Here is a 25142-nt window from a genome sequence, read left to right on the forward strand (position 1 = left end):
TAAGCATCCGTCACCCCTTCAGGCCCGTGGAGGCGATGCCTTCGACGAAGAACCGCTGCAGCGCGAGAAAGACTGCGAGAACCGGTATCAGCGCAACAACGGAAGCAGCCATAATCAATCCGTACTCCTGCGAGTACTGGGAGATGAACATGCGAATTCCAATCTGGATTGTCTTGAGCTCGGTTTTGGTGAGGTAGATCAGCGGCCCGAGAAAATCGTTCCAGGTCGTGACAAAGGTGAAAATGGTAAGTGTCGACAAGGCCGGCATCGACAGGGGCAACATGATACGCCACCAGATACCGTATTCGCTCATGCCGTCGATCCGGGCTGCCTCACACAGTTCATTGGGGATCGACAGGTAGAACTGGCGCATCAGGAAAACCCCAAATGCGGTAAATGCCTGGAGGCAGATCAGTGCCAGATGCGTGTTGTTGAGCCCGAGTTCGCGCATCAGGATGAATTGCGGGACCATGTAGACCTGCCATGGCATCGCAATCGTGGCGATATATGCCAGGAACAGAAGATTTCGATGCGGGAAGCGAAGCTTTGCAAAGGCGTAGGCCGCAAAGCTTGAGGTAAGAAGCTGCAACACCGTCACGATGATCGTCAGCTTCGCGGTGTTGTAGACGAAAAGTCCAAGCGGGATCTTCGTCCAGATGTCGACGAAATTTTCCCACCGGGGTTCTGAGGGTATCCACTCGATGGGGAACGCGAAAACGTCCTTGTCCAGCTTGAGGGAAGCCGACAGCATCCAGATGAAGGGTGCCAGCATGGTAACCGTCACCACGACCGCAGCGACATATGTCAGGATGAGGCCCCATTTGATGCGGCGCTTCGGACGTTTGAGGGTTTCGCTCATGCCTCGTCCCCGTCATTGCCTTCCACCCAGCGGAACTGGATGACGGTGATGGCGAGAACCAGAAGAAACAGAACAAGCGCGACCATGCTGGAGTAACCGAGGTCCCAGGAAATGAAGGCTTCGTTGTAGATGTGATAGACGAGCACCAGGGTGGATGTGCCCGGTCCGCCCTGCGTCATCATGTAGATCTGGTCGAACACCTTGAAGGACTGGATCGTCAACATGACAGAGACGAAAAAGGTCGTCGGTGTCAGCTGGGGCAAGGTAATGCGCCAGAATTTCTGCCAGGCATTTGCACCGTCTATTTCGGCAGCTTCATAAAGTTCGCTACTGATCCCCTGCAATCCCGCCAGATAGATGACCATGAAGTAACCCATCATCTTCCAGACCGAGAACAGGATGACGGTCGCCATCGCCCAGTCCTTGTCAGCCGCCCAGCCGGGCAGGTTTTTCGGGTCAACTCCGAGCTGGTAGAGGATCATGTTCACCGGCCCGAATTCGGGATTGAAGATCATGTTCCAGACCACCGCCACCGCAACGAGCGAGGCAACGTATGGAAAGAAAGCAACTGTCCGGAAGAAGTTTCGGCCGAAGATCTTCTGATTGAGCAAGATCGCAAGGCCAAGCGAGCAGACCAGCGTCAGAGGCACGGTAAAGCCCGTGTAGATGATCGTGTTCCAGAACGCAGCCATGAAAGCGCGGTCAGAGAAGAGCTTCCAGAAATTGTCCAGTCCCGCGAACTCTATCGGGTTGTTGCCGTCCCAGTGTGAAAACGCGAGCATGAAGGCGGCAATGATCGGCAGCAGCGTGAAGACCGCAAAGCCGATAAAATTTGGCGCGATAAAGGAATAGGCAATGAGCAGATTCTGGGTTTTCCGCCAGCGCTTGCTTCGCGTCGGTTTCAACGGCTTCTTCGCTTCCTTCAATTCCATGTTCCCGTGCATGGCCCCTCCCCTTCACCGGATCCTGAGCGTCATGGTGTTGCCATCAAAGGGCAGCAGGACCCTGTAGATCCGTTCGGGCCAGGCGATGCGCAATCTGGGATCGGAGAGAGAGATCGGCTGGATCTCCGCCAAACCTGCACCTTCAATTTCAATCTCCCCCAGATTGCCGATTTTCAGGCCGGTGCCTGCCGCGACAGGCCGTTCGCGTGTCATGAGGGACAGTGTCGCCGACAGCTCACCAGCATGTTCATCGCGAATCTCGACCCCTCTTCCCTTCAGGAGCCGCACCAGACGGCGATAGCTTGAAAGTCGTGCTTCAGGAGGATAGGCGTCCGCGATCTCCATGGAGATGGAAGAGACTTCGTGGCCAAGTTCAACGGAAATATCCCTCGCGGCAAAGGATGCTCCGGCCACTTGATCCAGCCCCTCGAAACTTGGCAGATTGTGGTACCCCGACTGCATCGTCCAGATCTCGTATCGATCCGGCGAGAAGGTCTTTGAGGTATAGGTTTCGACACCCACATCGATGAGCACAGGCTGGCCCGACTTGTAGATCGTGACGCTGCCGACATCGTTGTGATTGTGGCCGTCATCATTGTCGCCCGCTTTGGCAGCCACCACGAAACGTTCGTCGCGAGCAATGAACAGCCCACAGCTGGGATAGAAGTGATCCGGCGTCTTACCGGTCGCCCCTCGAAATTCTTCGATCTCCTGCCGGGTGGCCAGTGCCAGCAACCGGTAGAAAAGACTTATTTCGCCAGGCAGTTCTGGTTGCGGATTGTGCAAGACGTGTTCTGCAGCAAGGGTGCAGAGTCTGTCTGATCCAACCTGTTTCCCGAACAGGAATTCGCGTGCGCCGCAAGGCTCGAGTACAGCCGAAGCGTCCGCGAAATTTATGTAGTGATCGCCGTCAACATGTGTGTGCAGGATGAACTCTGCCATGTTGCGCAGCTTCGGCGCGGACCAAAGGCCATCAAAACACCCCGGCGCGACCTGATCCATGACGGTCAGTGCCCCATACAGGCAAAGCGCCGCATGGCGGTAGTAAAACGCGCCCTCTTCACAGGCTCCGTCCTCGCCATAGTCCTTGAGAAACGCATCGAGGCTTTTGGCCGCCTTGCGAATAACAGCGGATCTGACGGACTGGTCCGACGGTAGCGAGAAGGTGCACAACAGCACATTCTGGGTACACCATGCCGTCCAGTTGTTCATCGGCTCGTCGCCGTTTCCCATCCACCAGAAATGCTGCGTGAGGTAAGGTCGGATAACCCTCTTTTCGATTTCCCTGTCTATCCGGTCGACGATGATCGGACTGAGTGTGTTGAGAGCATCCCCCAGGACAAACCTGATGACCGCCAGTTGAGCTGCGGTCTCGGCGGCAAATAGATCGACTACAGGTCTTTCCGGGTCAGGTAGGGGCAGCCGTTTTCCACCACGCTCATGGGAATTATGAGCGGGCAACTGCCAGCCGCTTTCTTCCATTACCAGGATCAGCCCGTCGACAAGAGCGTCCAGAAACCGGCCTTCCACCTCTGCCAACTCCGCCAGGGCCAGGTCATTCAGGCGCCGGCGGCGTTCGAAATAGACGGCTTCGAATGTGGCCCTGTCACCGGTTTCGCAATAGGCGCGATAGGCGGAAGCGGTCAGGGAAGGCCAGTCCGCTTTCAGGGCAGTTTCTCCAGCCGCGATAAGCCGTGACCTGCTTTCGCTGGAAATGGACTGCCAGAACGCACGGTCGGACATCGCAGGCCCGGGCACGAACCGGGGCAAGAGATCACCCAGATGTGCCAGGCATGCAGACACCGAGACGTCCGGTTCCATGCCATGTCCTGTTTTTTCCTGGCTGAACACGCCCCCTCCTCCGGACCGCTCCCAGTTTCATTGGACTGACATTCCAGCCGCGCAACTATGCAAATGTCAACAAATTTATCAAACTGCACAAATTTGCATGATTTGCGCAAATTATATAAATTGAGGCTTGTGAAAAGCCACTCGAGGCCGTACGGAAATTATGGGTTGATGCGACACGAAGAATGGACGTTGTGAATGGCTGGTATTGAACGGCGCCCGGTCGGCGCGGAAACGCCCGGAAATTCCACCGGCAAAGTGACACTTCGCGATGTGGCTGAAGCTGTGGGCGTTTCGATCAGCACTGCGTCTCGTTCACTTGCCGGAGCTCCGGGAATTTCCAAAGAAGTCCGTGCCCGGATCCAGTCGGCTGCCGAAAGACTGAATTATCAGGGTGCGGCACAAAGCATCGCCCAGATCACGCTCCTCTCCGACATGCACCTGGCCGAAAGCACATCCGGAGAATTCATGCTCGCGGTTCAGCGCGGTATGGAAAAAAGAGCCCAGGAGCTGGGGCTAGCCCTGTCCATGAAACTCGTTGGACCAAACAGTTTGGCGCAACTGGAGCTCGATGAAGAAACATCAGGTTACCTGCTTTTCTCGATGCAGCACGAGGATCTGGTCCAGGCCATACATGACCGTGGTATTCCTGCGGTTATCGTGAATGGGCGCGAGCCGTTGATGCGGATCGATTCAGTTGCTCCGGCAAACAGGACCGGCGGCTATATCGGAGCGCGTCACCTGATCGAAAACGGCCACACACGCATCCTTACGCTGTCGCATTCAAAGCGACCAACGATCCGGGACAGGATCGCCGGAAGCCGGAAAGCCATGCGGGAAGCTGGCATCGAGTGCGAAGAAGGCCTGACCATAGAACTGGAGGCAATGCGCTCCAATCTCGCTTTCAACGCTATCAGGGACCGCATTGACGCCAAAGGTTCCGCAGATTTCACGGCCATTTTGTGCTGCAACGACGATTGTGCCTTCGGAGCTATCGCTGCCCTGAACGAAGCCGGCCTCAACGTACCGGACGACGTGTCAGTTGTTGGTTTTGACGATATTCCAACAGCTGCCATGAACTCCGTTCCGCTCACGACGATCCGCGTGGAAGCAGAAGACATAGGGGAAAGGGGCATCAACCGGCTGCTTGAACGGATCAAGTCGAGGGACAGGATTGCGACCTACACGGAAACAGCCGTGAAACTCGTCAAGCGCCGTTCCACGGCGCCCGTGAGCCAGAGGCTCTGATTTTGGAAATGCAACGTGGACTGTAAACGTCCGGAATGGGACGCATTTCCGCTACTCGGCAGCATTCAGAAATAGCAAAATTCAGCTCAGTTTTCCAGAATACGTCTCAGCGATACGACAGCGGCTGAGGTTCGGTTTTCAACTCCCATTTTCCCGAAGATCCGGTCGAGATGCTTGTTCACCGTGCGGGGGCTCATGTCCAGAATCGAGGCGATTTCCTTGTTGGACTTACCGTTGGCAATCCAGATCAAGACTTCGGCTTCGCGTTCCGTCAAATCGAAGGCGTCCTTCAGGATTTCGGAGGGGACGCTGTCCGAGACATCCGATACACGCAGCAAATGCTCGCCTGCGCTGATATTGCCGGCATAGGTGAAGCGCAGCTCCCGGCCATTGACACTGGCGACGAGTTCTTCCTCCTTCTGGGCAGCCTTGCCCTGCGGCAGCAGGTAAAGGCGCAACCAGTCGACAGCGACCTCGGGGAGTTGCCCGGCAGCAGCTGCGTTCTCGGCTGTGCCCGTTCCAAGAAGCGCTGAGGCCTGCGGCGTCGCCCAGCACACGGCCCCGGACAGGTCGACCGACATGAGGTGGCGCCCGGATGCATCAAGCGCCACATGGGCGCTGCGCGAATTCCGGGCGTTGGAAATATGAACACGCAGGCGGGCAATCAGTTCGTCAGGATTGACCGGCTTGGTGACATAGTCGACACCGCCGGCCTCCAGCCCCATGACGATATGTTCCGTCTCGCTCAATCCGGTCATGAAAAGTACCGGCACATCCCGAAGGTCTTCCAATGCCTTCAGGCGTTTGCTGGTCTCGAAACCGTCGAGTTCCGGCATGATCGCGTCCATGAGGATCGCATTGGGGATCACGCGGGCAGCGATTTCTATCGCTTTCCGACCACTTTGAGCCACAAGAACGGTGAACCCCGCCTCCTCCAGGGCGTCCGAAAGCATGCCCAGGGAAGAAGGTGTGTCATCGACCAGCAGCACCGTCTCGGCCTGACTAGGAGCATTCATGATCATGTCCGAGCCTTTCCAGAAGCTTGTCGTATTGGGTGAGATCGAATTCCTTGATGAGACGCCGCATGTGATGGACAAAGTCCGCCGCATGCGGCTCATGCGCCTCGATGTCGTCGAGCTTTGCCTTGATTCCACGCACGTAGCCGATGTCGCTCAGCTGTTTCAAAATGCCAAGGCTTTCTTCCGACGGCAGGCAGGCCTTCTCGAATATCGCCCTGCCCGACGGTCGCAAGCCGTCAACCGGTGGCGCCGCCGCAGGGTCGTCCGTGCGCCAGACGAGTTTCAATGCCAGCTGAAGCTTGTCCTGCAGTTCTTGCAGCCTCACGGGTTTCACCAGGTAATCGTCATGATAGATCCGGTGCACCGGGTCCCGGCCGCTGTCATCCGCATTGGCCGAAATCATGATGATGACAGCGTCGCCAAATCCGCTTTCCCGCAGTTTCCGGGCAAGGTCCCAGCCGCTCATGCCCGGCATGCTGATATCGAGCAGGAAGGCGTCTGGACATTCGTCCTGTACCATCGCCAGGCACGAGCGGCCGCTTGCAGCGGCAAGAACCTTGAAACCAAGCGGCGACAGGAAATCCTTGACCAGTGTCCTTTGGGCAGGATCGTCATCCACCACCATGATCGTCTGGATCGGGCCGTGATATCCGCGAATGCGTTTTTCCGCGCGCCCCGCCTGGATCGGCGCTTCCGCGGCGCTCAGCAGCATGCGAACCTTGAACGTACTGCCGACACCGGGCGTGCTTGAGACCTGGATGTCTCCACCCATCACCTCACTCAGGAGCTTGGTGATCGTCAGACCCAGCCCCGTTCCTGGAACAGCCTCCGTGCCGTCTTCCTCGATACGTTCGAATGGATTGAAGATCCGCTCGAGATTTTCCGGAGCGATGCCGATGCCTGTATCGACCACCGCAAATTCCGCAACCTGGCTGTGATAGGACACCTTCAGTTTGACGCTGCCTGTGTCCGTCCATTTGATCGCATTCGACAGAAGGTTGATCAGCACCTGCCGCAAGCGCTTTTCGTCACCGAACACGAAGACAGGAAGGTTTTCAGCCGGTTCGAACAGGAAGCGCAATTCCTTCGCATCCGTCTGGAGGCGGAACATGTCGACGGTCTGCGCCAGGAACTCATGCAGATTGAAGCGTTCCCGGTAGATGGTGAGATGTCCGGCCTCGATCTTGGAGATATCCAGCAGACCTTCGATCAGCCCGGCAAGGTGATCGGCCGAATGCTGGATCACCTTCACGGCGTCGCGTCTGTGAGCGGGTATTGCCGGGTCCTTGCGCATCAGCTGGGCATAACCGGAGATCGCATTCAGCGGCGAGCGCAATTCGTGGCTGATGCCGACCACGTAACGGCTCTTGGCTTCATTGGCGGCCTCTGCAGCTTCCTTCGCCTTCTGCAGCTTGGCGTCAGTGCGTTTGTGCGCGCGGATTTCCTTCATCAGCAGGCTGGTCTGGCGCCTTGTTTCCTCGTTTGCGAATTTCCGGCTCTCGTGGACGAGAACGAACAGCCAGGCCATGACACCCGAGGTGACCAGAAGAATGAAGAAGACCTGGGTCAGGGCCCTGCCGACCCCTTCGCTTCCCGCCCCTGGTGAAATGGTTTCCGCCTCGACATAGACAAGCGACAGGATTGCCCCGAGCGAAGCGGTGATCAGGATCATGACGCTGAAATAAAGCCCGATCCGCGAACTCATCCAGCCTGCGATCCGATCCGGAAGGATCGAATGGAGCAGCACGGCGACCTGGTCGCCAATGCGTGCTTCCTGTTTGCAGTCATCCTCGCAACGCGCATCGAGTGAGCAGCACAGCGAGCAGATCGGCCCCGAGTAGACCGGACAATGAGCCATGTCCTCGTGCTCGAAGGTATGTTCGCAGATGCAGCACTGAATGTCGGGGGGCCGCTCTCCGTCGACAGTTGCAGCCCTCTCGGGTTCACGGGCGATATAATATTTACCGCCAGTCGCATAGGCGATCAGCGGGGCAAGAAGAATAGCGGTAAAAAGAGCGATGTAGCTTGCCAGCGCATGGGCGGTCTGGCCAAACACTCCGGAATAGGCAATCAGGGCAATGAGGCTCGCCGCACCCATCGAGCCAAGACCGACCGGATTGATATCGCAAAGATGGGCGCGCTTGAACTCTATGTGTTTCGGGCTCAGCCCAAGCGGTTTGTTGATGACGAGATCGGCAAAGATCGCGCCGATCCAGGCAACGGCAACCACGGAATACAGACCGAGCGTGCGTTCCAGCGCCTTGTAGACACCAAGCTCCATGAGCGCGAGCGCAATCGACACATTGAAGACCAGCCAGACCACCCGACCCGGGTGGCTGTGGGTGAGGCGGGAGAAGAAATTCGACCAGGCAATGGAACCCGCATAGGAGTTGGTCACGTTGATCTTGACCTGGCAGACAATCACGAAGAGCCCGGTCAGGGCGACTGCCACTTCCGGCGACGTCGCCTTGGTGAAGGCGACCAGATACATGTGCGTCGGTTCGATTGCCTTGTCCGGGCTGAGGCCGCTCTGCAGGGCCAGCACCACAAGAAACGACCCCAGAAGCAGTTTCACCGCGCCGATAAGGATCCAGCCAGGTCCTGCGGCCAGCAGGGCAAACCACCATTTCAGCCTTTGTCCCCGCCGTTGACGCGGCAAAAACCTTAGAAAATCGACCTGTTCGCCGATCTGCGCGATCAGTGAGAACAGAACGGCGCTCGAAGCCCCGAAAAGAAGGAGGCTGAACCGACCGCCCTCGTCCCCGAGCCGGCCGGAGAAGCTCTGCCAGTCGTCCAGCGGGGCAACGCCCTGCCAGGCCAGGAAAGCAAACGGCAGGATCTGCAACACGATCCAGAGTGGCTGGGTGTAGATCTGCAGCCGGCTGATCAGGGTGATGCCGTAGATCACCAGCGGAATGACCACAAGCGTACACAGAAGATAGCCGATGTTGAGCGGCACCCCGAGAAACAGCTCCAGCGCCGTTGCCATGATGGCTGCCTCGAGGGCGAAGAAGATGAAGGTGAAACTTGCGTAGATCAGCGAGGTTACCGTCGAGCCGATGTAACCGAACCCGGCACCGCGGGTGAGCAGATCGATGTCCACGCCGTATTTCACTGCATGATAGGCAATCGGAAGACCGGTGATGAAGATGAGCAGGCAGACGACGGCAATCGACGAAACAGCATTCGTGAAACCGTAGTTGTAGGTGACGGCAGCGCCAATCGCCTCAAGGGCCAGAAAGGAAATCGCACCTAGCGCGGTGTTGGCAACCCAGACCGGAGACCAGCGGCGGGCGCTTTTGGCGGTGAAACGGAGCGCAAAGTCCTCCAGGGTCTGGTTTGCGACCCACTGATTGTATGTTCTCCGCAGGCGTACAACCCGCTGATGACTACCCATTGCCCATCACCATCCTGCCCACCGGAACCGGCGCGCCAGCCCGCTCATTGTGCATTGCATCTATTTTTCATGCACATTTTTGTTCAAGATTTGCGACCTCCCCCGTGAATTGATCGGCAAACACCAATCAAACTACTTTCTAGCAATTTCTATGCCTCATTCGGAAAATATTAAAAAATCACAATATTTACACTCTCCAGAATTGAAAAAAATCGAAAAATACGAGTTACAACTTAACTGATGATCTATGTTTTGATTTTTGACTTCGAATTTATTCCAAACATGGAAGTCTTTCACATGCTGCAGCTCGGAGAAATAAGTCAAATAACCCACAGCAACTGACGCATTGCGGCACTGCACAATTCCAGACGAGCCTTGGATGCATGCGGAGGGGCTTCACGGCGCTCTGCTTCAACCTCAACCTCAGAGGGGTCCAGAGAATGAAACGTCTGAAAGATTTGATTGATCACCGGCTGTCTCGCCGATCCGTGCTGTCAGGCACTGCAGCCGCGGCAATGCTGGCCACTGCCAGTACATTTGCACCTGCCATGGCCGACGACGCCAACACGACCGGACTTGCGGTCACCGAAGACACCGTGAAGGTCGGCATCCTGCACTCCGTCACCGGAACCATGGCGATTTCCGAAACAGGATCCGTGCAGGCTGAAAAGCTCGCCATCGACCAGATCAACGCCATGGGCGGCGTGCTCGGACGCAAGATCGAATACATCCAGGAAGATGGCGCGTCAGACTGGCCGACTTTTGCCGAAAAGGCGAAGAAACTGCTGGTGAACGACAAGGTCGCAGCCGTTTTCGGGTGCTGGACATCCGCATCGCGCAAGGCCGTTCTGCCCGTCTTCGAGCAATATAACGGCATGCTCTATTATCCGACCTTCTATGAAGGCCTGGAGCAGTCGCCCAACGTGATCTACACCGGCCAGGAAGCCACCCAGCAGATCATCGCCGGCATTGACTGGGTCGCCAAGGAAAAAGGCGCCAAGAGCTTCTACCTGCTCGGTTCCGACTATATCTGGCCACGGACATCCAACAAGATCGCCCGCAAACACATCGAGAAGCTTGGCCTGAAGGTCGTCGGCGAAGAGTACTATCCGCTCGGCCATACCCAGTTCAATTCGGTGATCAACAAGATCAAGCTGAAGAAGCCGGACGTGATCTACGCCATCGTCGTGGGCGGTTCCAACGTTGCCTTCTACAAGCAGCTGAAGGCTGCCGGCATCGACATGACCAAGGAAAAGCCGGTTCTTCTGACAATCTCGGTAACCGAAGATGAAATCCGCGGCATCGGCGGCGAGAACATCGAAGGCGCTTACGCCGCAATGAAATACTTCCAGTCTCTCGACAATGAGAACAACGCCGAATTCGTCAAGTCCTTCAAGGAAATGTGGGGCGATGACATCGTCATCGGCGACGTGACCCAGGCCGCCTATCTCGGTCCCTGGCTCTGGAAGGCAGCGGTTGAAAAAGCCGGCAGCTTCGACATCGACAAGGTGCGCCTTGCCTCCCCGGGCATCGAACTCACCACCGCGCCGGAAGGCTATGTCCGCGTCCACGAAAACCACCACCTGTGGTCCAAGACCCGGATCGGACTTGCCAAGCCGGACGGCCAATACAAGCTGGTTTACGAGACGGCCGACCTGATGGAGCCGGATCCGTTCCCGGAAGGCTACCAATAAGCCTCCGATAGTTCCCCCAGGGATGGAAACGCCCTTCCAGTAAGCGGGCACACCCGGGGCGCTGCGTGGAGGCAGCCTGCGCAGCGCCCGTCCCTTTCGTTTCAAACCCTTATTCGAAGCAGGGGCAGAGGCACACCGCCTTCACCCCGCAGCATGGAGACGCGCGCAATGTTCGCCGATTATTCATGGACGGAACTCGGGTCCATATTTGCCATGCAGGGTTTTGCCGGACTGATCCTGTTTTCCGTTTTCGTCCTCATGGCCCTGGGTCTTGCAATCATTTTCGGCCAGATGGGCGTCATCAACATGGCTCACGGCGAGTTCATGATCCTGGGCGCCTATGTCACCTATCTCTGTTCCAATTTCGTCGAGACCTATGTCCCGTCCCTGTTCGGCATCTACTTCTTCTTCGCCATGGCGCTGGCCTTTGTCGCGGCAGGCGCGCTCGGAGCTCTCGTCGAATGGTCTCTTATAAGGCATCTCTACAAGCGTCCGCTCGATACCCTGCTGGCCACGTGGGGTCTGAGCCTCATCCTGCAGCAGGCCTACCGGTCGATCTTCGGAGCACGTGAAGTGGGCGTCAGCCTGCCGAACTGGCTGCTCGGTTCCGTGCCGCTGACGGACATCATCGAAATCCCGATCAACGGGATCTTCGTCATGGTGCTGACGCTGGTCATTGCCATCGGCGTCTATTTCATCCTGTTCCGCTCGCGAATGGGCATGCAGACCCGCGCGGTGGTCCAGAACCGCGTCATGGCCGGTGCCGTCGGCATCAACACCGAAAAGGTCGACCGGCACACCTTTGCTCTTGGCTGCGGCATTGCAGGCATTGCAGGCAGCGCCTTCACCATGATCGGCTCGACCGGCCCCACCGCCGGGCAGCTTTATATCGTCGACACCTTCCTGATCGTCGTTTTCGGCGGCGCCGCAAGCCTGCTCGGAACGATCGCGTCTTCCTTCGCCATCAGTCAGGCCCAGTCGACCATGGAGTTCTTCCTTTCCGGCTCCATGGCGAAGGTCCTCACCCTGCTGACCGTCGTCGGGATCCTGATGCTGCGTCCCGAAGGTCTCTTCTCCCTGAAAATCCGTCGCTGAGGAGGTTCCGATGACACATGTGAAATCCCTGCTGTCTCGACAGGAACTGATCGGACTGCTGGTCGTAGCCGCGCTGATCTTCGTTGTGATGCCCCTGTCGATGGACATCTTCCGCCTCAACCTGTTCGGCAAATATCTGACCTATGCCTTCGTTGCCATCGGACTGGTGCTGTGTTGGGGCAAGGGTGGCATCCTGAGCCTCGGGCAAGGCGTTTTCTTCGGCCTGGGCGGCTATTGCATGGCCATGTACCTGAAGCTGGAAGCCTCCACACCGGAAGCGACGGCGATCCAGTCCACCCCGGGTATTCCCGACTTCATGGACTGGAACCAGATCACGACCCTGCCCTGGTTCTGGGAACCCTTCAACAGCCTGACGTTCACGCTGCTGGCCATCATCGTCATTCCCTCACTGTTCGCCTTCGTTATCGGTGCAGCGATGTTCAAGCGGCGGGTCGGAGGCGTCTATTTCGCCATCATCACCCAGGCGATTGCGGCCATCCTGACGATCCTGATCATCGGCCAGCAGGGCTATACCGGCGGTGTCAACGGCATCACGGATCTCAGGACCCTCAAGGGATGGGACATCCGCACCGACGAGGCCAAATACGTTCTCTACTATGTCAACGGAGGTCTTCTGATCGCCGTTCTGCTGCTGAGCCAGTTCGTCCTCAAAAGCAAGCTCGGCCGTCTGCTGGTGGCCGTCAGGGACAAGGAGGACCGGGTCCGGTTTTCCGGTTACGACGTTTCCAACATCAAGATCTTCGTCTTCTGTTTTGCGGCTGTCCTGTCTGCCATAGGCGGCGCCATGTTCACCCTGCAGGTCGGGTTCATGTCCCCCTCTTTCGTGGGCATCGTTCCGTCCATCGAGATGGTCATCTTCTGTGCGGTCGGCGGCAGGCTTTCCATCTTCGGCGCGGTTTACGGAACACTGCTGGTGAACTGGGCCAAGACCACCTTTTCCGAAACCTTCCCCGAATTGTGGCTCTTCGGCCTGGGCGGTCTCTTCATCGCCGTTGTCCTGGTGTTCCCGAACGGATTGTCCGGCCTCTATCGCGCCTACCTGGCACCGCTTGTCCACCGGCTGATTTCAAGGGGCGGTAGCGCCAATCCGTTGCACCCCGTCAGCCCTCCGCCCGATCTCGACGGCGAAGCTACCGCAAAGCCAGCCGAGTAGGAGACCCACATGAATACCATCAGCAACAACACCGACTTCCTGCTGTCCATCGAAAACCTGTCCGTTTCCTTCGACGGCTTCAAGGCAGTGAACGACCTGAACCTTTACGTCGACGAGAATGAGATCCACGTCATCATCGGACCGAACGGCGCGGGCAAGACAACGGTTCTCGATCTGATCTGTGGCCGCACCAAGGCGACTGCAGGCTCGATCAAGTTCCGCAAAAAGGAACTGACCCAGCTGCGCGAGCACGAGATTGTGCGCGAGGGGGTCGGCCGCAAGTTCCAGAATCCGTCCATCTATGAAGATTTGACGGTCTTCGAGAACCTGGAGCTTTCCTTTCCCCGCGGCCGGAGCGTCTTCGGAGCCCTCACCTTCAAACGCGATGCCGAGGTGACGACACGCGTGCGCGAGATTGCCGAAATGGTGTTCCTCGACGCGCTCCTGAACATGCAGGCGGCCCTTCTCAGCCACGGCCAGAAGCAGTGGCTGGAGATCGGCATGCTGCTGATCCAGGACCCGGAGCTCCTGATGCTCGATGAACCTGTCGCCGGCATGAGCGTCTCGGAGCGCAAGCAGACCGCGAAACTTCTCAACGAAATCACCAAGGGACGCTCGGTGATGGTGGTCGAACACGACATGAAATTTGTCGAGGACATCGCCCACCGCGTCACCGTCCTGCACCAGGGCAAGATCCTCTCCGAGGGATCCATGGCCAAGGTGCAGGCCGATCCCAAGGTCATTGACGTCTATCTCGGCCACTAGGAGGCAACCATGCTCAATGTTACACATTATCACGTCGCCTACGGCCAGAGCGAAGTCCTTCACGGCCTCGACTTCACGGTCGCACCGGGAGAGATCATCGCCATCATGGGCCGCAACGGCATGGGAAAGACCACGCTGATGAAATCCCTGATGGGGATCGTGCCCACCAGCAACGGCGCTGCCGCCGTCGACGGCGTCGATATCACCACCATGAAGAGCTACGAGCGCGTCGCCAGGGGCATCGCCTATGTCCCTCAGGGGCGGATGATCTTTCCGACCATGACGGTGCAGGAAAACATCGAGACCGGACTGACGATCAGCGGCCGGAGCAAGGTTCCCGGCGACATCTACGAGCTGTTTCCTGTCCTGCTCGACATGAAGGGCCGCCGCGGCGGCAATCTTTCCGGCGGTCAGCAACAGCAATTGGCGATTGCCCGCGCGCTGGCGACCAATCCGAAGGTCCTTCTGCTGGACGAACCGACCGAAGGCATCCAGCCGTCGATCATTCGCGAGATGGGCCGTGTCCTGAAACGTATCCGCGACGAGCGCGGGCTTTCCATCGTTGTGTCGGAACAGGTTCTGTCCTTCGCCCTCGACGTCGCCGACCGGGTACTCGTCCTGGAAAACGGCCGCCTTGTCCACGACGAACCCCGGGCCAGCGTCGATGAGGAAAAAGTTTCGGCGTTCCTGTCCGTCTAACCAGCTCATCCAGTTCAACAGCGCACGCATTCCAGGTGCATATCCAGAGGAGAACCCCATGGCAGATACCCTGATTTCGGTAGATTTGAGCGAGTCGCCGCATACCAACGAAAAGGTCCACAACCGCTGGCATCCCGATATTCCGATGGCGGTCTGGGTGGAGCCCGGTGACGACTTCAAGATCGAGACCTATGACTGGACCGGAGGGCAGATCAAGAATGACGACGACGCTGCGGATGTGCGCGATGTCGAGCTGGAACAGGTTCACTACCTCTCCGGACCGATCGGTGTCAAAGGAGCCGAGCCGGGCGATCTTCTGGTCGTCGATATTCTCGACATCGGCGCCAAGGAAGAAATGCTCTGGGGCTTCAACGGCTTCTTCTCCAAGCAGAACGGCGGCGGGTTCCTGACGGAGCATTTCCCGGAGGCCCAGAAATCCATCTGGGACATCGAAGGCATGTTCACCCGCTCCCGCCACGTGCCGGGTGTCAGCTATGCCGGCCTGATCCACCCGGGCCTGATCGGCTGCCTGCCGGACCGCAAGATGCTGGACATGTGGAACAGTCGCGAAAAATCATTATTCGATACGGATCCCGACCGCGTTCCGGCACTTGCCGCCCTGCCGAACACCCAGTCGGCGCATATGGGACAACTGAAAGGCGATGCAAAGGACCAGGCAGCTGCCGAAGGCGCGCGGACCGTTCCCCCGCGCGAGCATGGCGGCAACTGCGATATCAAGGATCTGTCACGCGGGTCGAAGATCTATTTCCCGGTCTATGTGGACGGTGCCGGTCTCTCCATGGGCGACCTGCATTTCAGCCAGGGAGACGGTGAGATCACCTTCTGCGGCGCGATCGAAATGGCCGGCTGGTTGCACATCCGGGTCAGCCTGATCAAGGGCGGTGTCGCGAAATACGGCATCAAGAACCCGATTTTCAAACCCTCGCCGATCACGCCGAAATATGACGACTACCTGATCTTCGAGGGCATTTCGGTTGATGAGGCCGGCACCCAGCATTACCTCGACGTGCACATCGCCTATCGCATGGCCTGCCTCAACGCCATCGAGTACATGAAGAAGTTCGGATACTCCGGCGCGCAGGCCTACGCCATCCTGGGCACGGCGCCTGTGCAGGGACATATTTCAGGTGTGGTCGATATTCCAAATGCTTGCGCCACCTTGTGGTTGCCGACCGACATCTTTGACTTCGACATGATGCCAGGTGCGGAAGGCCCGAAAACCTTCATCGACGGTTCCGTCGACGTTCCACTTGCCCCGGATCTCTGATCCGGCCGCGACGACGAGACGGGCCCTGCCCGTCTCGAACCTTTTCCGCCGGTAATCCGGCTCTCCGTGTTTCAGGATCAATCATGCCGACATACGATTATCTGTGCGCTACCTGCGGCCCCCTTTCCGCCAACCGCCCGATGTCCGCTCATGCGGATCCGATCGAATGCCCGATCTGCAAGGCGGAAGCCCCGCGCGCAATCCTGCAGGCGCCGCATATGTCCGGACTGTCTCCCAGCGACCGGGCTGCCCATCTGCGCAACGAGACGTCCCGGCACAATCCCGCCTTCTCCACCAAGTCGGATCGCGAGGACAGGAGCCGGGAGAACCGCAAGCGCCATCCATCGGGCTGCTCCTGTTGTTCGGGTTCGAAGGGAAGTTTCCGGTCAAGCGCGGTCTACAAGGCCGATGGCAGCAAGACCTTTCCCAGCAAGCGTCCCTGGATGATCAGCCACTGACACAGGTTTGTGCGGACGCAAAAACAGGTTTGCGACGGGATTGACCAAGACCTGGCTGCAGCGGCACTAACAGGCCGCTTTCAGGAACGGAGTGGGAGAGATTGCACCTTCGGCTTGGGGGCGCTTTGCTGACTGACGCCTGCGGATCCGGAAGTTAGCTGACCTACACCGACATTCGTCTGGACACCTTCTGCGGTAACTCTCGCTCCTCACCAGTCATTCGTGGAAATCCTGATTGTCGCGGCTGTCTGGCGTTGGTCGGAATGGCTGTTCAGGTGCTGTTACCCGCTTCGCCGAGCCGAGGTTTGCGGAAACCAGATACGATCCAGCCAGAGCAAGCGCAAAGCCGATTATTGCTGCGATGGAAATCGTCTCGCCCAAGAGCAATATTCCAAATCCGACCGCGACGAACGGGATGGAGAAAGTCGAAAGCGATGCAAAAGACGCCCCTCCCATCGGCACAAGGGTAAAAATGAAGCGACCGGAATGGCTGAACTCAGCGTACCTAGAGCTGCCAGAAAGAGGATGACCCTGACTGAATGCTCGGCAGGAGCGGCTTCGCTGAACAGTGCTGCTCCAATTGCCAGCAAGACGCTGGCAGGAACAAGCTGGGCAAAAGAAACTGCCAGCATGCTTGGGAGTTTCATACACTGGATGAATAGTGCCCCAAGTGCGTAGCTTGCCGCTGCCAGCAACGTGGCGATGCCGGCCCAGATTTCCAGACTGTTGTGGTCCCCGCCGTGCAGGGGGCCCGAATGCTCACCCGATGGGAAGCATTTCGACGTCACACCGTAAGGCTGCGAGACGGTCTAAGAGCCAGACGTCGCGTTCGGATAGTGTCTGCGATGGTGTCGCGTAGATCAGAAGAACCCGGTAAAAGCGGCAAAGCGGCCATCTTCAGCAATCTGCGCGTAGCTGGTACCCTGCATCCGTTCCGTGCCGTCACTGCCCATAAGCCACCAATTGGCAAGTGCCTGGTCGTGATGGTCCCTGACACTGGGACTCTCGAAACAACGGCCCGTGATCAGTGTGTGCGGGTGCCGTGAACCTGCCAAAATTTTTGGGGAGTTTCCCCTCCATATGATCCACGTCGCCAATAGGCCACAAAAAACCCCACCAGGATTACTGATGGGGTTTTTAATTTGGTTGCGGGAGCAGGATTTGAACCTGCGACCTTCAGGTTCGCGGGTCTGATTGCCCATCAGATACTGGATCGCGTGAAAGATCGGCGAGGCATGCGGTTTGACCGCCACCCGGTCTTCCGGCCTCAGCACCGAGAAATAGAGCGCCGTCATGATCGACACCATCGAAGCCGAACTTGCCTGGTGACCGCCAACCTTGATGCCGTCCGCCTTGGGACGGATATGATTGGCGTGATGGATCATCCAGTGCGACAGCCACAGCAAACGCTGTTCGATGGTCTTCAGGTGTTCGGTGCTCATTGAGGCGTTCCCGTTAAGTGCGTACTTGCCGTTACTCTAGCTTCCGACAAGAACCGGTTTCTTGCTATTTCCTAAGCTCTTCGGTTAAGTCTTGGTGAGTTTCACCAAGAAAGGAGCTTTCTTTGGCGATTTCCGACACACTCGACACTTTTGATATTCAGATCCTGCGAGAATTGCGTCAGAACGGCAGAATATCGATTCAAGATCTTTCCGAACGTATCGGCCTGAGCCCGACGCCGGCTGCCCGCCGTCTTCGGCACCTTGAAGAACGCGGCATCGTGACCGGATATTGCGCGCTGATCGACGAGGTAAAGCTTGGTTACGAGGTTTCGGTGTTCGTATCGGTGCAGCTCGACAAGCAGATCGACGTCACACTGGATCAGTTCGAAGCCGCCATTCAGGCGTTTCCGGAAGTCGTCGACTGTTGGCTGATGACCGGCAATCGCGACTATCTCCTGCGGGTGGCGACCACCGGTCTCGCGGCTTTCGAGACGTTCCTGACCGGAAAGCTGACCAAGGTGCCGGGCGTTGCCAATATCGAAAGCTCCATTCCACTGCGGCGCGTGAAATCCGGCGTGGCGCGGACGCCGTGATCCGGGCCGGCTGCCGGCCCTGTCACTTGCTCACGCCCTCAGCTCACGTCCCCCTCACTCCCTCTCCTTCGCCATTCCTTCGCATCCCCGACTCCCTCATCCTGAGGAGGGCCAACGGCCCGTCTCGAAGAATGGGCCTCTTGCTCTGAGTATGCCGCCCATCCTTCGAGACAGCGCTTCGCGCTTCCCCAGGATGAGGTTGAGAGGACGAGAGGAGAGACTGAAGAGTGGGGATTGGCCTGCGGTTCGCGCCACCCTCAGGCAGCAACGGCCGCAGGAACCTGCGGCATGGCCTGCGCCATATCTTCAAGAATGTCGCCGAGATCTTCCAGCCCAACGGACAGGCGCACGAGGCCGTCGCTGATGCCATGGACAGCGCGTTCTTCCGGGGTGTAGGTGGAATGGGTCATGGAGGCCGGATGCTGGATCAGTGTTTCGGCATCGCCCAGGGACACGGCCCGCTGGATCATCTTCAGGCCATTCATCATGGAGATACCGGCGTCCAGACCACCTTTAAGCTCAAAGGCGATCATGCCACCCGGCTGGCTCATCTGCCTGTTCGCCAGTTCGTGCTGCTCGTAGCTTTCAAGGCCCGGGAAATAGACCTTTGATACCGCAGGATGGGCTTCCAGCCACTCGGCGATTTTCTGCGCCGAGGCACAGTGCCTGTCCATGCGCAGGGCCAGCGTCTTCAGGCCACGCAGGATCAGCATGGCACTGAACGGGGCCATCACCGCTCCGGTCATGTCCTTCATGCCGACAAGGCGGATTTCCTGGATCTGTTCGGCCCGGCCGGCAACAAGTCCCGCCACGACATCCCCATGACCACCGAGATATTTCGTGGCCGAATGCAGGACGAGGTCAGCGCCAAGCTCGACCGGACGCGTCAGGTAAGGCGTCGCGTATGTGTTGTCGACAACCACTGTTGCCCCCGCTTCATGTGCGATTTCCGAAACATGGTGGATATCGACAAGGCGCATGTTCGGGTTGGCCGGGGTCTCGAAATAGACGACGCGGGTCTTGTCGGAAATGACGCCGCGCAGGTTTTCCGGGTCGGTCAGGTCGACATGGGTGATCTTGATGCCGAATTTGCTCAGGCCGTGGCGCATGAAAGCAAAGGTGCATCCATAAAGGGTCTCGTCGACAATGATCTCGTCTCCAGGCGCAACAAGCGTCCAAAGGGTCGCGCTGATCGCACCCATGCCGGAAGACAGGGCCAGACCGGCTTCCGCCCCTTCCAGATCTGCGATGCGACGTTCCAGCAGATCCAGCGTCGGGTTGGAAATGCGGCTGTAGATGTGCCCTGCCCGTTCGCCGGCAAACATCTCGCCACCGGCCTCTGCCGTCTCGAATACGAAAGTGGAGGTCAGATGCAGCGGCGGCGTCAGTGACCCCTCGTTTTCATGCGGATTGTAAGCGAGGTGGATCGCGCGGCTGGCAAAACCCTTGTAGGCACTCATGGCTGTCTCCCTGATTTCAGCCAGAGCAATATGATCCAAGTTCAAGAGCAATAGATTTCAAAATCTGTCAGTGGTAGTTTTCAAATTAGCATTATCTGCCAAAAGAGCGCCAAATGGACAGGAAAGACAGACAAATCATCCGCGCCCTGCAGCGGGACGGCCGCATGACCAACCAGGACCTGGCCGAGGCGGTCAATCTGTCGCCGTCCCCCTGTCTGCGAAGGCTGCGTAATCTGGAAGCTTCGGGAGCAATCAAGGGGTTTTCGGTGGATGTGGATGCCGCCGCCTACGGATTGCCGATCACGGTTTTCGTCCGCATCCGGCTGGAGCGGCACAACGAAGAGGATGTGCGCCGGTTCGAAAGCCGCATGCAGACCATCGAGGAGGTCCTGGAATGCCATGTGCTGACCGGTGCCATGGACTATCAACTGCGCGTGGTGGTGTCGGACCTTGAAGCCTACGAAACCTTCATTCGCAATCGCATTCATCCGATCGGCGGCATTGCGTCGATCGATACCAGTTTCGTCTATGGTACCGTCAAGAAGACCGCAGTGTTTCCACCGCTAGCCTGACCGGGCCCTTTGCCTATTCCTGCCGGAACTTCACCGGAGGCGATTTTTCCGGCAACAGCCCGGACCGGAAGCGCTGCAGCACCACTTGCAGAAGCAGGCCTACCAGCAACATGCGGATGAAGGAGCTACGGGTCGCCCATTCCGGTGGCAGGCGGTTTGTGAAGATCTCCGTCACCGACCACAGCGTCCAGATGGTCAAGGCCCCGAGGATCGCACCCTTGTTGTTGCCGGAGCCACCGGCCATCAGCATCACCCAGACCAGGAAGGTCACCAGCAGCGGATCGGTTGCCGTTGGTGACAGGAACCGGAAATAGTGCGCCGACAGGCCACCTGCGATCCCCATGATGGCACAGCCGATGACGAAGGTCTGGATCCGGAACTTCTCGACATTCTTGCCGGCCGCAGCCGCAGATGCCTCGTTGTCACGGATTGCGCGCAGGCTGCGGCCCCAGGGGCTGTCGTGCAAACGCGAAGCCGCCAGATAGACCAGAAGCACCACGAACCAGATGAAGCCGAGAAACACGATATCGCCCATCCGCCCGGTGGTGAGATCCGCCAGCGGTCTTGGAATGCGTGAAAGACCCAGGCTGCCGTTGGTGAGCCAGCTTTCGTTGACGATGACAAGCCGCAGGATTTCCGCGATGCCGATAGACGCCATTGCCAGATAGTCGCTCTTGAGGCGTACGCAGATCTTGGCAACCGCCCACCCCGCCAGTCCGGCGAGGACCGCAGCCCCGATCAGCCCTATCGGCACAGGCAGACCGAAGCCACCGAGATGCTTGGATGAGGCAGCCGTTGTCAGGATCGCAGAGGTATAAGCGCCTACACCATAGAACCCGGCGATACCGGCATTGAAGAGCCCGCCCATGCCCCATTGCACATTCAGGGCAAGGCACAGGATCGCATAGATCCCGCCCAGGATCAGAAGGCTGACGGCATAGAAAAAGAGACCGGTGAGTTCCATCAGAGCAACCTCCCCTTGAAGAGACCCTGGGGCCGGAAGATGAGCAGACCGATCATCAGGACGAAAGCGACCGCCGTCTTGTAGGACGGTGAAATGAGGGCATCGTCACCGATCCAGTGATAGGAGGACAATTCCTCGGCCAGGCCGATGATGAAACCACCTGCCATGGCGCCCATCGGCTTGCCGATCCCACCCAGAATGGCGGCGGCGAACATCGGCATCAGCAGGTTCCAGCCCAGATTGGGGTGGGCACTGGTATTGAGTGCTGCAAAGGTTCCGGCAATTGCCGCCAGAGCCGCGCCGATGATCCAGGTCCAGCGAATGACCTTGGCCGTGTCGAGGCCGGACACTTCCGCCAGTTCCGGATCGTCGGCAACCGCCCGCATCGACCGGCCGGTTCTGGTCACGGTCAGGAAGTAATGCAGCAGCACGGCAATGATCGCGGTTGAGATCACCGCCTGCAGATGCAGGACAGATACCCGGAATGTGTCGAACAGGACCAAGGGCGGTTTGACGCCGGTTGAAAATACCTGGTTCTGCGATCCCCAGACCAGTTGAACGATCGAACGGAAAACCAGCGCTATGCCGAAGGACGAAATCACCGTGTAGATGGTCGGCAACTCGCGCAACGGCTTGTAGAAGTAGCGATCGACCAGCAGCGCGGACACAATGGTCAACGCCACGCCGAATGGGATCAGCAGCAACGGATTGACCGGTACGATGGCCGCCATGGCCAGCACGCCATAGGTCCCCAGGGTCATCAGATCGCCATGGGCGAAATGGGCAAACCGCAGAATACCGAAGATCATGGAGATGCCGACCGCGCCAAGAGCGTAAATGCTGCCGATGGCAAGAGCCGGAAACAGATAGAAATTCACAAATTCGATCATGCAGCCGCCCCCCCGAGAAAGAGGCGCCGGACGTCTTCATCGGCAAGCAGTTCCTTGCCGGTGCCGCTGGCATAGTTCCGCCCGTTCACCAGGATATGGCCATGGTTGGCAATCTGCAGGGCCTGGCGGGCATTCTGTTCCACCATCAATATCGTGATCCCGGTTTTGCGGATGTCGAGAAGCAGGTCGAAGATCCGCTCCAGATAGGCAGGCGACAGCCCGGCAGTCGGTTCGTCCAGAAGCACCAGCTTCGGATCGCTCATCAGGGCGCGCCCCATGGCCACCATCTGTCGCTGCCCGCCTGAAAGCTCTCCCGCAGGCTGTTTCAACTTGTCCCTCAGATCCGGGAACAACGAGAGCACGCGCTCGCGCGTTGCCGCTTTATCCTTTGGTGGAGCTGCATAGGTTCCAACATCAAGGTTTTCGTCTACGGTCATGGACGCAAAGACGTTTTTCGTCTGAGGCACGGCCGACACTCCAAGCGGAACCAGCGCCGATGTCTTGCAGCCCGAAAGCTCCCTGTCACCCAGCTTGATGGAGCCCGCAGACACCGACGTGAGGGCAAAAATAGTCTTCAGCAACGTCGATTTTCCCGCTCCGTTCGGCCCGAGAATGACGGCGATTTCGCCCGGCTCTACCGTCAGCGACACATCCTCGATGATCGGCGGGCCGCCATAGCCGGCGCTCACACCTGTCACGGCAAGTCTTTCGGTCATAGCTGCGCCTCATATTTGCCGCCGCCGAAATAGGCTTCGATCACCCTTTCGTCGTTGCGCACCTCGTTGACCGTGCCTTCCGTCAGTAGCGTGCCCTGCGCCATGACAAGCACGTGGTCGCACAGCTTGGAAACGTAATCGAGATCGTGCTCGATCAGGCAGAACGTCAGGCCCCGCTCCCGGTTGAGCATCAGGATCTTGTCGGCCAGCTTGGACAGAAGCGTCCGATTGATGCCTGCCCCAATCTCGTCCAGCAGGATGATCTTCGGATTGCGCATCAGCGCACGGCCGAGTTCCACCAGCTTCTTCTGGCCCCCTGAAAGGTTGCCGGCCTTTTCGTCGATGACATGGTCCAGTTCCAGAAGGTGAACGGTATCGCGCGCCGTCTCATAGATCTGACGCTCCTCCGCCTGATAGTGCCCGCGCCGGAAAATCACGTTGAAGACATTCTCGCCTTCTGGTGCCGAGGCGGAAGCCATCAGGTTTTCCAGGACGGAGAGATGCCCGAATTCATGGGGTATCTGGAAGGTGCGTGCGAGACCTGCCTTGGCCCGCTGATGGGGTTTGAGCGCAGTTATGTCCTTCCCGTCCAGCAGCACCCGGCCGGCACTCGGCCGGATTGCACCTGCGATGACGTTGAAGGCGGTTGTTTTTCCCGCACCGTTCGGCCCGATCAGGCCGGTAATGCGGCCTGCGTCGATCTTGAAGCTTGCTTGGTCAATGGCCCGCAAACCACCAAAATCGACGCAGATTTTTTCCAGCTCAATCACGCTGTCGCCTTGTCGGCTTATTCGACGATTTCGACTTGTTTATAGCCGTCGCCGTCGACGACGAACTTGCCAATATAACCGCCGACATCGCCGTTTTCATCGAACTCTGCGGAGCCGCTGGCGCCGTCATAATCGATGTCCTTGCCTTCCTTGATGAGCGCAATCGCCTTTGCCCATTCACCCGGTCCGACTTTTTCGCCCGGAGCCATCGCGACTTCCTTCAGGGCTTCGGCAATCTTGGCCCGGTCAGTCGATCCGGCCTTTTCAACCGCGAGCAGCGCCAGGAAGGTCGCATCGTAGGTCTGATCGACGAATGCCTTGTCGGCCCCTTCGCCATATTCGGCATTGAAGGCGTCATGCAGCGACTTCTGGGCCGGGTTTTCCGCCGGAGAGGTCGGGGAAGAGAAGAACGAAGTCTTCAGCGCATCAGCGCCGACGTTCTGGATCAGAAGTTCGTCGCGAAGACCGTCCGTACCGATGAACTTGGTGAAGAGACCGCCTTCGATCGCCTGACGGACGATCTTGCCGCCACTGTCACCTGCATAGGCGATTACAACCAGTGCTTCGGCATCGTCCTTGGCAAGGCTTGCAAGTTCGGATCGGTAGGAGTCCTTCTTTTCCTCGTGCTTAGCCTCGGCAACGATCTCGCCGCCGGCTTCCGTGTAGGCGTCGATGAAGGTTTCGCCGATGCCGACGCCATAGTCGTTGTTGACGAAGGTGAGCGCGACTTTCTTGATGCCTTCGTCCATCACCATCTTGGCGAGGATCTCACCCTGATAGTTGTCGGAGGGCACGATGCGGAACACCAGGCCATTGTCTTCCAGGAAAGTCATGGCCGGCGATGTTGCCGTCGGCGAGATCTGCGGCACACCTGCCGGAATAATCGCGGCTTCCGCTGCGGCGATGGTGGTGCCGGACATGAGCGAGCCCATGATGATCGGCACGTTTTCCACGTTCACGAGCTTCTGGGCAGCGTCGACCGCGCCCTGGGCGGTGCCGGTGGTGTCACCATAAACGGCAACAGCGGTGCCGCCGAGCAAGCCACCCTGTTCGTTCACCTGCTTGACCGCGAGATCGGCCGCGTTCTGAAGCGGCGGAATGAAATTGGCGATCGGACCCGTGATGTCCATCAGAATGCCGATCTTGGTGTCATCCGCCAATGCGGCAGTTCCTGTGCCCAGCAGTGCTGCCGCGGCCACAATTGTCGTCAACTTTCTCATGCTGTCATCCCCTCATTGCTTGACCTT

At 58.2% G+C, this 25142-nt stretch carries 22 protein-coding genes and 1 pseudogene; 11 read left to right on the top strand and 12 right to left on the bottom strand.

Translation table 11 applies throughout. From position 1 onward, the window contains the following. Positions 1-10: 10 nt before the first annotated feature. From ACYQ54_RS11045 to ACYQ54_RS11055, 3 genes are read right to left on the bottom strand one after another with little or no spacing between them, the layout of a single operon-like run. Positions 11-859, bottom strand: a complete 849-nt coding sequence (locus tag ACYQ54_RS11045) for a carbohydrate ABC transporter permease (RefSeq protein WP_460082100.1) — start codon at positions 857-859, stop codon at positions 11-13. Then, positions 856-1803: a carbohydrate ABC transporter permease gene (locus tag ACYQ54_RS11050; RefSeq protein ID WP_460082103.1), complete on the bottom strand. Its 948-nt coding sequence runs from the start codon at positions 1801-1803 to the stop codon at positions 856-858. Before ACYQ54_RS11050 ends, ACYQ54_RS11045 begins: the two co-directional genes overlap by 4 nt. A gap of 12 nt (positions 1804-1815) precedes the next feature. Continuing rightward, entirely contained in the window at positions 1816-3624 is a 1809-nt protein-coding gene (locus tag ACYQ54_RS11055; protein WP_460082106.1) for a heparinase II/III domain-containing protein, read from the bottom strand. 225 nt (positions 3625-3849) lie between these two features. Here ACYQ54_RS11055 and ACYQ54_RS11060 point away from each other — a divergent pair, with 225 nt between their 5' ends. Then, positions 3850-4899, top strand: coding sequence for a LacI family DNA-binding transcriptional regulator (locus ACYQ54_RS11060; protein WP_460082108.1), 1050 nt, complete (start codon positions 3850-3852; stop codon positions 4897-4899). Positions 4900-4985: 86 nt separating this feature from the next. Here the strand turns inward: ACYQ54_RS11060 and ACYQ54_RS11065 are convergent, their stop codons facing one another. Beyond that, positions 4986-5915 (bottom strand): response regulator, encoded by a 930-nt coding sequence (locus ACYQ54_RS11065; protein ID WP_460082110.1) that lies wholly within the window; start codon positions 5913-5915, stop codon positions 4986-4988. Then, a complete protein-coding gene (locus ACYQ54_RS11070; protein WP_460082112.1) occupies positions 5902-9315 on the bottom strand; it encodes a hybrid sensor histidine kinase/response regulator in 3414 nt (1137 codons plus the stop codon). The genes ACYQ54_RS11065 and ACYQ54_RS11070 overlap by 14 nt, the downstream gene beginning before the upstream one ends. 515 nt (positions 9316-9830) lie before the next feature. On the opposite strand from ACYQ54_RS11070, the gene urtA reads away from it, so the two are divergent. The 8 genes from urtA (at position 9831) to ACYQ54_RS11110 (ending at position 17017) form a co-directional block, all read left to right on the top strand. Beyond that, positions 9831-11009 carry an urea ABC transporter substrate-binding protein gene (urtA, locus tag ACYQ54_RS11075; RefSeq protein WP_460084755.1) on the top strand — a complete coding sequence of 393 codons (1179 nt, stop codon included), beginning with the start codon at positions 9831-9833 and terminating at the stop codon, positions 11007-11009. Between the two features lie 168 nt (positions 11010-11177). Continuing rightward, entirely contained in the window at positions 11178-12104 is a 927-nt protein-coding gene (gene urtB / locus ACYQ54_RS11080; RefSeq protein ID WP_031268940.1) for an urea ABC transporter permease subunit UrtB, read from the top strand. A 10-nt stretch (positions 12105-12114) separates the two neighbouring features. After that, positions 12115-13278 carry an urea ABC transporter permease subunit UrtC gene (gene urtC / locus ACYQ54_RS11085; protein WP_460082114.1) on the top strand — a complete coding sequence of 388 codons (1164 nt, stop codon included), beginning with the start codon at positions 12115-12117 and terminating at the stop codon, positions 13276-13278. 9 nt (positions 13279-13287) lie between these two features. Next, entirely contained in the window at positions 13288-14043 is a 756-nt protein-coding gene (gene urtD, locus ACYQ54_RS11090) for an urea ABC transporter ATP-binding protein UrtD (protein WP_460082116.1), read from the top strand. A gap of 9 nt (positions 14044-14052) precedes the next feature. After that, positions 14053-14742: an urea ABC transporter ATP-binding subunit UrtE gene (gene urtE / locus ACYQ54_RS11095; RefSeq protein ID WP_460082118.1), complete on the top strand. Its 690-nt coding sequence runs from the start codon at positions 14053-14055 to the stop codon at positions 14740-14742. Positions 14743-14800: 58 nt separating this feature from the next. Further along, positions 14801-16030: a formamidase gene (gene fmdA, locus ACYQ54_RS11100; RefSeq protein ID WP_460082121.1), complete on the top strand. Its 1230-nt coding sequence runs from the start codon at positions 14801-14803 to the stop codon at positions 16028-16030. 83 nt (positions 16031-16113) lie between these two features. Next, positions 16114-16488, top strand: coding sequence for an FmdB family zinc ribbon protein (locus tag ACYQ54_RS11105; RefSeq protein WP_460082123.1), 375 nt, complete (start codon positions 16114-16116; stop codon positions 16486-16488). Between the two features lie 235 nt (positions 16489-16723). Then, positions 16724-17017 carry a hypothetical protein gene (locus ACYQ54_RS11110; RefSeq protein WP_460082126.1) on the top strand — a complete coding sequence of 98 codons (294 nt, stop codon included), beginning with the start codon at positions 16724-16726 and terminating at the stop codon, positions 17015-17017. A 652-nt stretch (positions 17018-17669) separates the two neighbouring features. On the opposite strand, the pseudogene ACYQ54_RS11115 reads toward ACYQ54_RS11110, so the two are convergent. Continuing rightward, positions 17670-17930, bottom strand: a pseudogene (locus ACYQ54_RS11115) (transketolase); the annotation flags it as partial. Positions 17931-18052: 122 nt separating this feature from the next. Between ACYQ54_RS11115 and ACYQ54_RS11120 the strand changes: the two are divergent. Then, the gene (locus ACYQ54_RS11120; RefSeq protein ID WP_460082129.1) at positions 18053-18523 is read left to right on the top strand and encodes an Lrp/AsnC family transcriptional regulator; all 471 of its coding nucleotides are present in this window, start codon (positions 18053-18055) and stop codon (positions 18521-18523) included. 257 nt (positions 18524-18780) lie between these two features. On the opposite strand, the gene ACYQ54_RS11125 is transcribed toward ACYQ54_RS11120, so the two are convergent. After that, a complete protein-coding gene (locus ACYQ54_RS11125; protein WP_460082132.1) occupies positions 18781-19983 on the bottom strand; it encodes a methionine gamma-lyase in 1203 nt (400 codons plus the stop codon). A gap of 113 nt (positions 19984-20096) precedes the next feature. Between ACYQ54_RS11125 and ACYQ54_RS11130 the strand changes: the two genes are divergently transcribed. Then, entirely contained in the window at positions 20097-20555 is a 459-nt protein-coding gene (locus ACYQ54_RS11130; RefSeq protein ID WP_460082134.1) for an Lrp/AsnC family transcriptional regulator, read from the top strand. A gap of 13 nt (positions 20556-20568) precedes the next feature. Here ACYQ54_RS11130 and ACYQ54_RS11135 read toward each other — a convergent pair whose 3' ends face one another. From ACYQ54_RS11135 to ACYQ54_RS11155, 5 genes are read right to left on the bottom strand one after another with little or no spacing between them, the layout of a single operon-like run. Continuing rightward, positions 20569-21519 carry a branched-chain amino acid ABC transporter permease gene (locus tag ACYQ54_RS11135; RefSeq protein ID WP_460082136.1) on the bottom strand — a complete coding sequence of 317 codons (951 nt, stop codon included), beginning with the start codon at positions 21517-21519 and terminating at the stop codon, positions 20569-20571. Continuing rightward, the gene (locus ACYQ54_RS11140; protein WP_460082138.1) at positions 21519-22409 is read right to left on the bottom strand and encodes a branched-chain amino acid ABC transporter permease; all 891 of its coding nucleotides are present in this window, start codon (positions 22407-22409) and stop codon (positions 21519-21521) included. Before ACYQ54_RS11140 ends, ACYQ54_RS11135 begins: the two co-directional genes overlap by 1 nt. Further along, positions 22406-23125, bottom strand: a complete 720-nt coding sequence (locus ACYQ54_RS11145) for an ABC transporter ATP-binding protein (RefSeq protein WP_460082139.1) — start codon at positions 23123-23125, stop codon at positions 22406-22408. Before ACYQ54_RS11145 ends, ACYQ54_RS11140 begins: the two co-directional genes overlap by 4 nt. Further along, positions 23122-23895: an ABC transporter ATP-binding protein gene (locus tag ACYQ54_RS11150; protein ID WP_460082141.1), complete on the bottom strand. Its 774-nt coding sequence runs from the start codon at positions 23893-23895 to the stop codon at positions 23122-23124. Before ACYQ54_RS11150 ends, ACYQ54_RS11145 begins: the two co-directional genes overlap by 4 nt. Positions 23896-23912: 17 nt before the next feature. Then, positions 23913-25115 (bottom strand): ABC transporter substrate-binding protein, encoded by a 1203-nt coding sequence (locus ACYQ54_RS11155; RefSeq protein WP_460082143.1) that lies wholly within the window; start codon positions 25113-25115, stop codon positions 23913-23915. Between the last annotated feature and the right edge of the window lie 27 nt (positions 25116-25142).

The organism is Roseibium sp. LAB1, assembly GCF_054658235.1.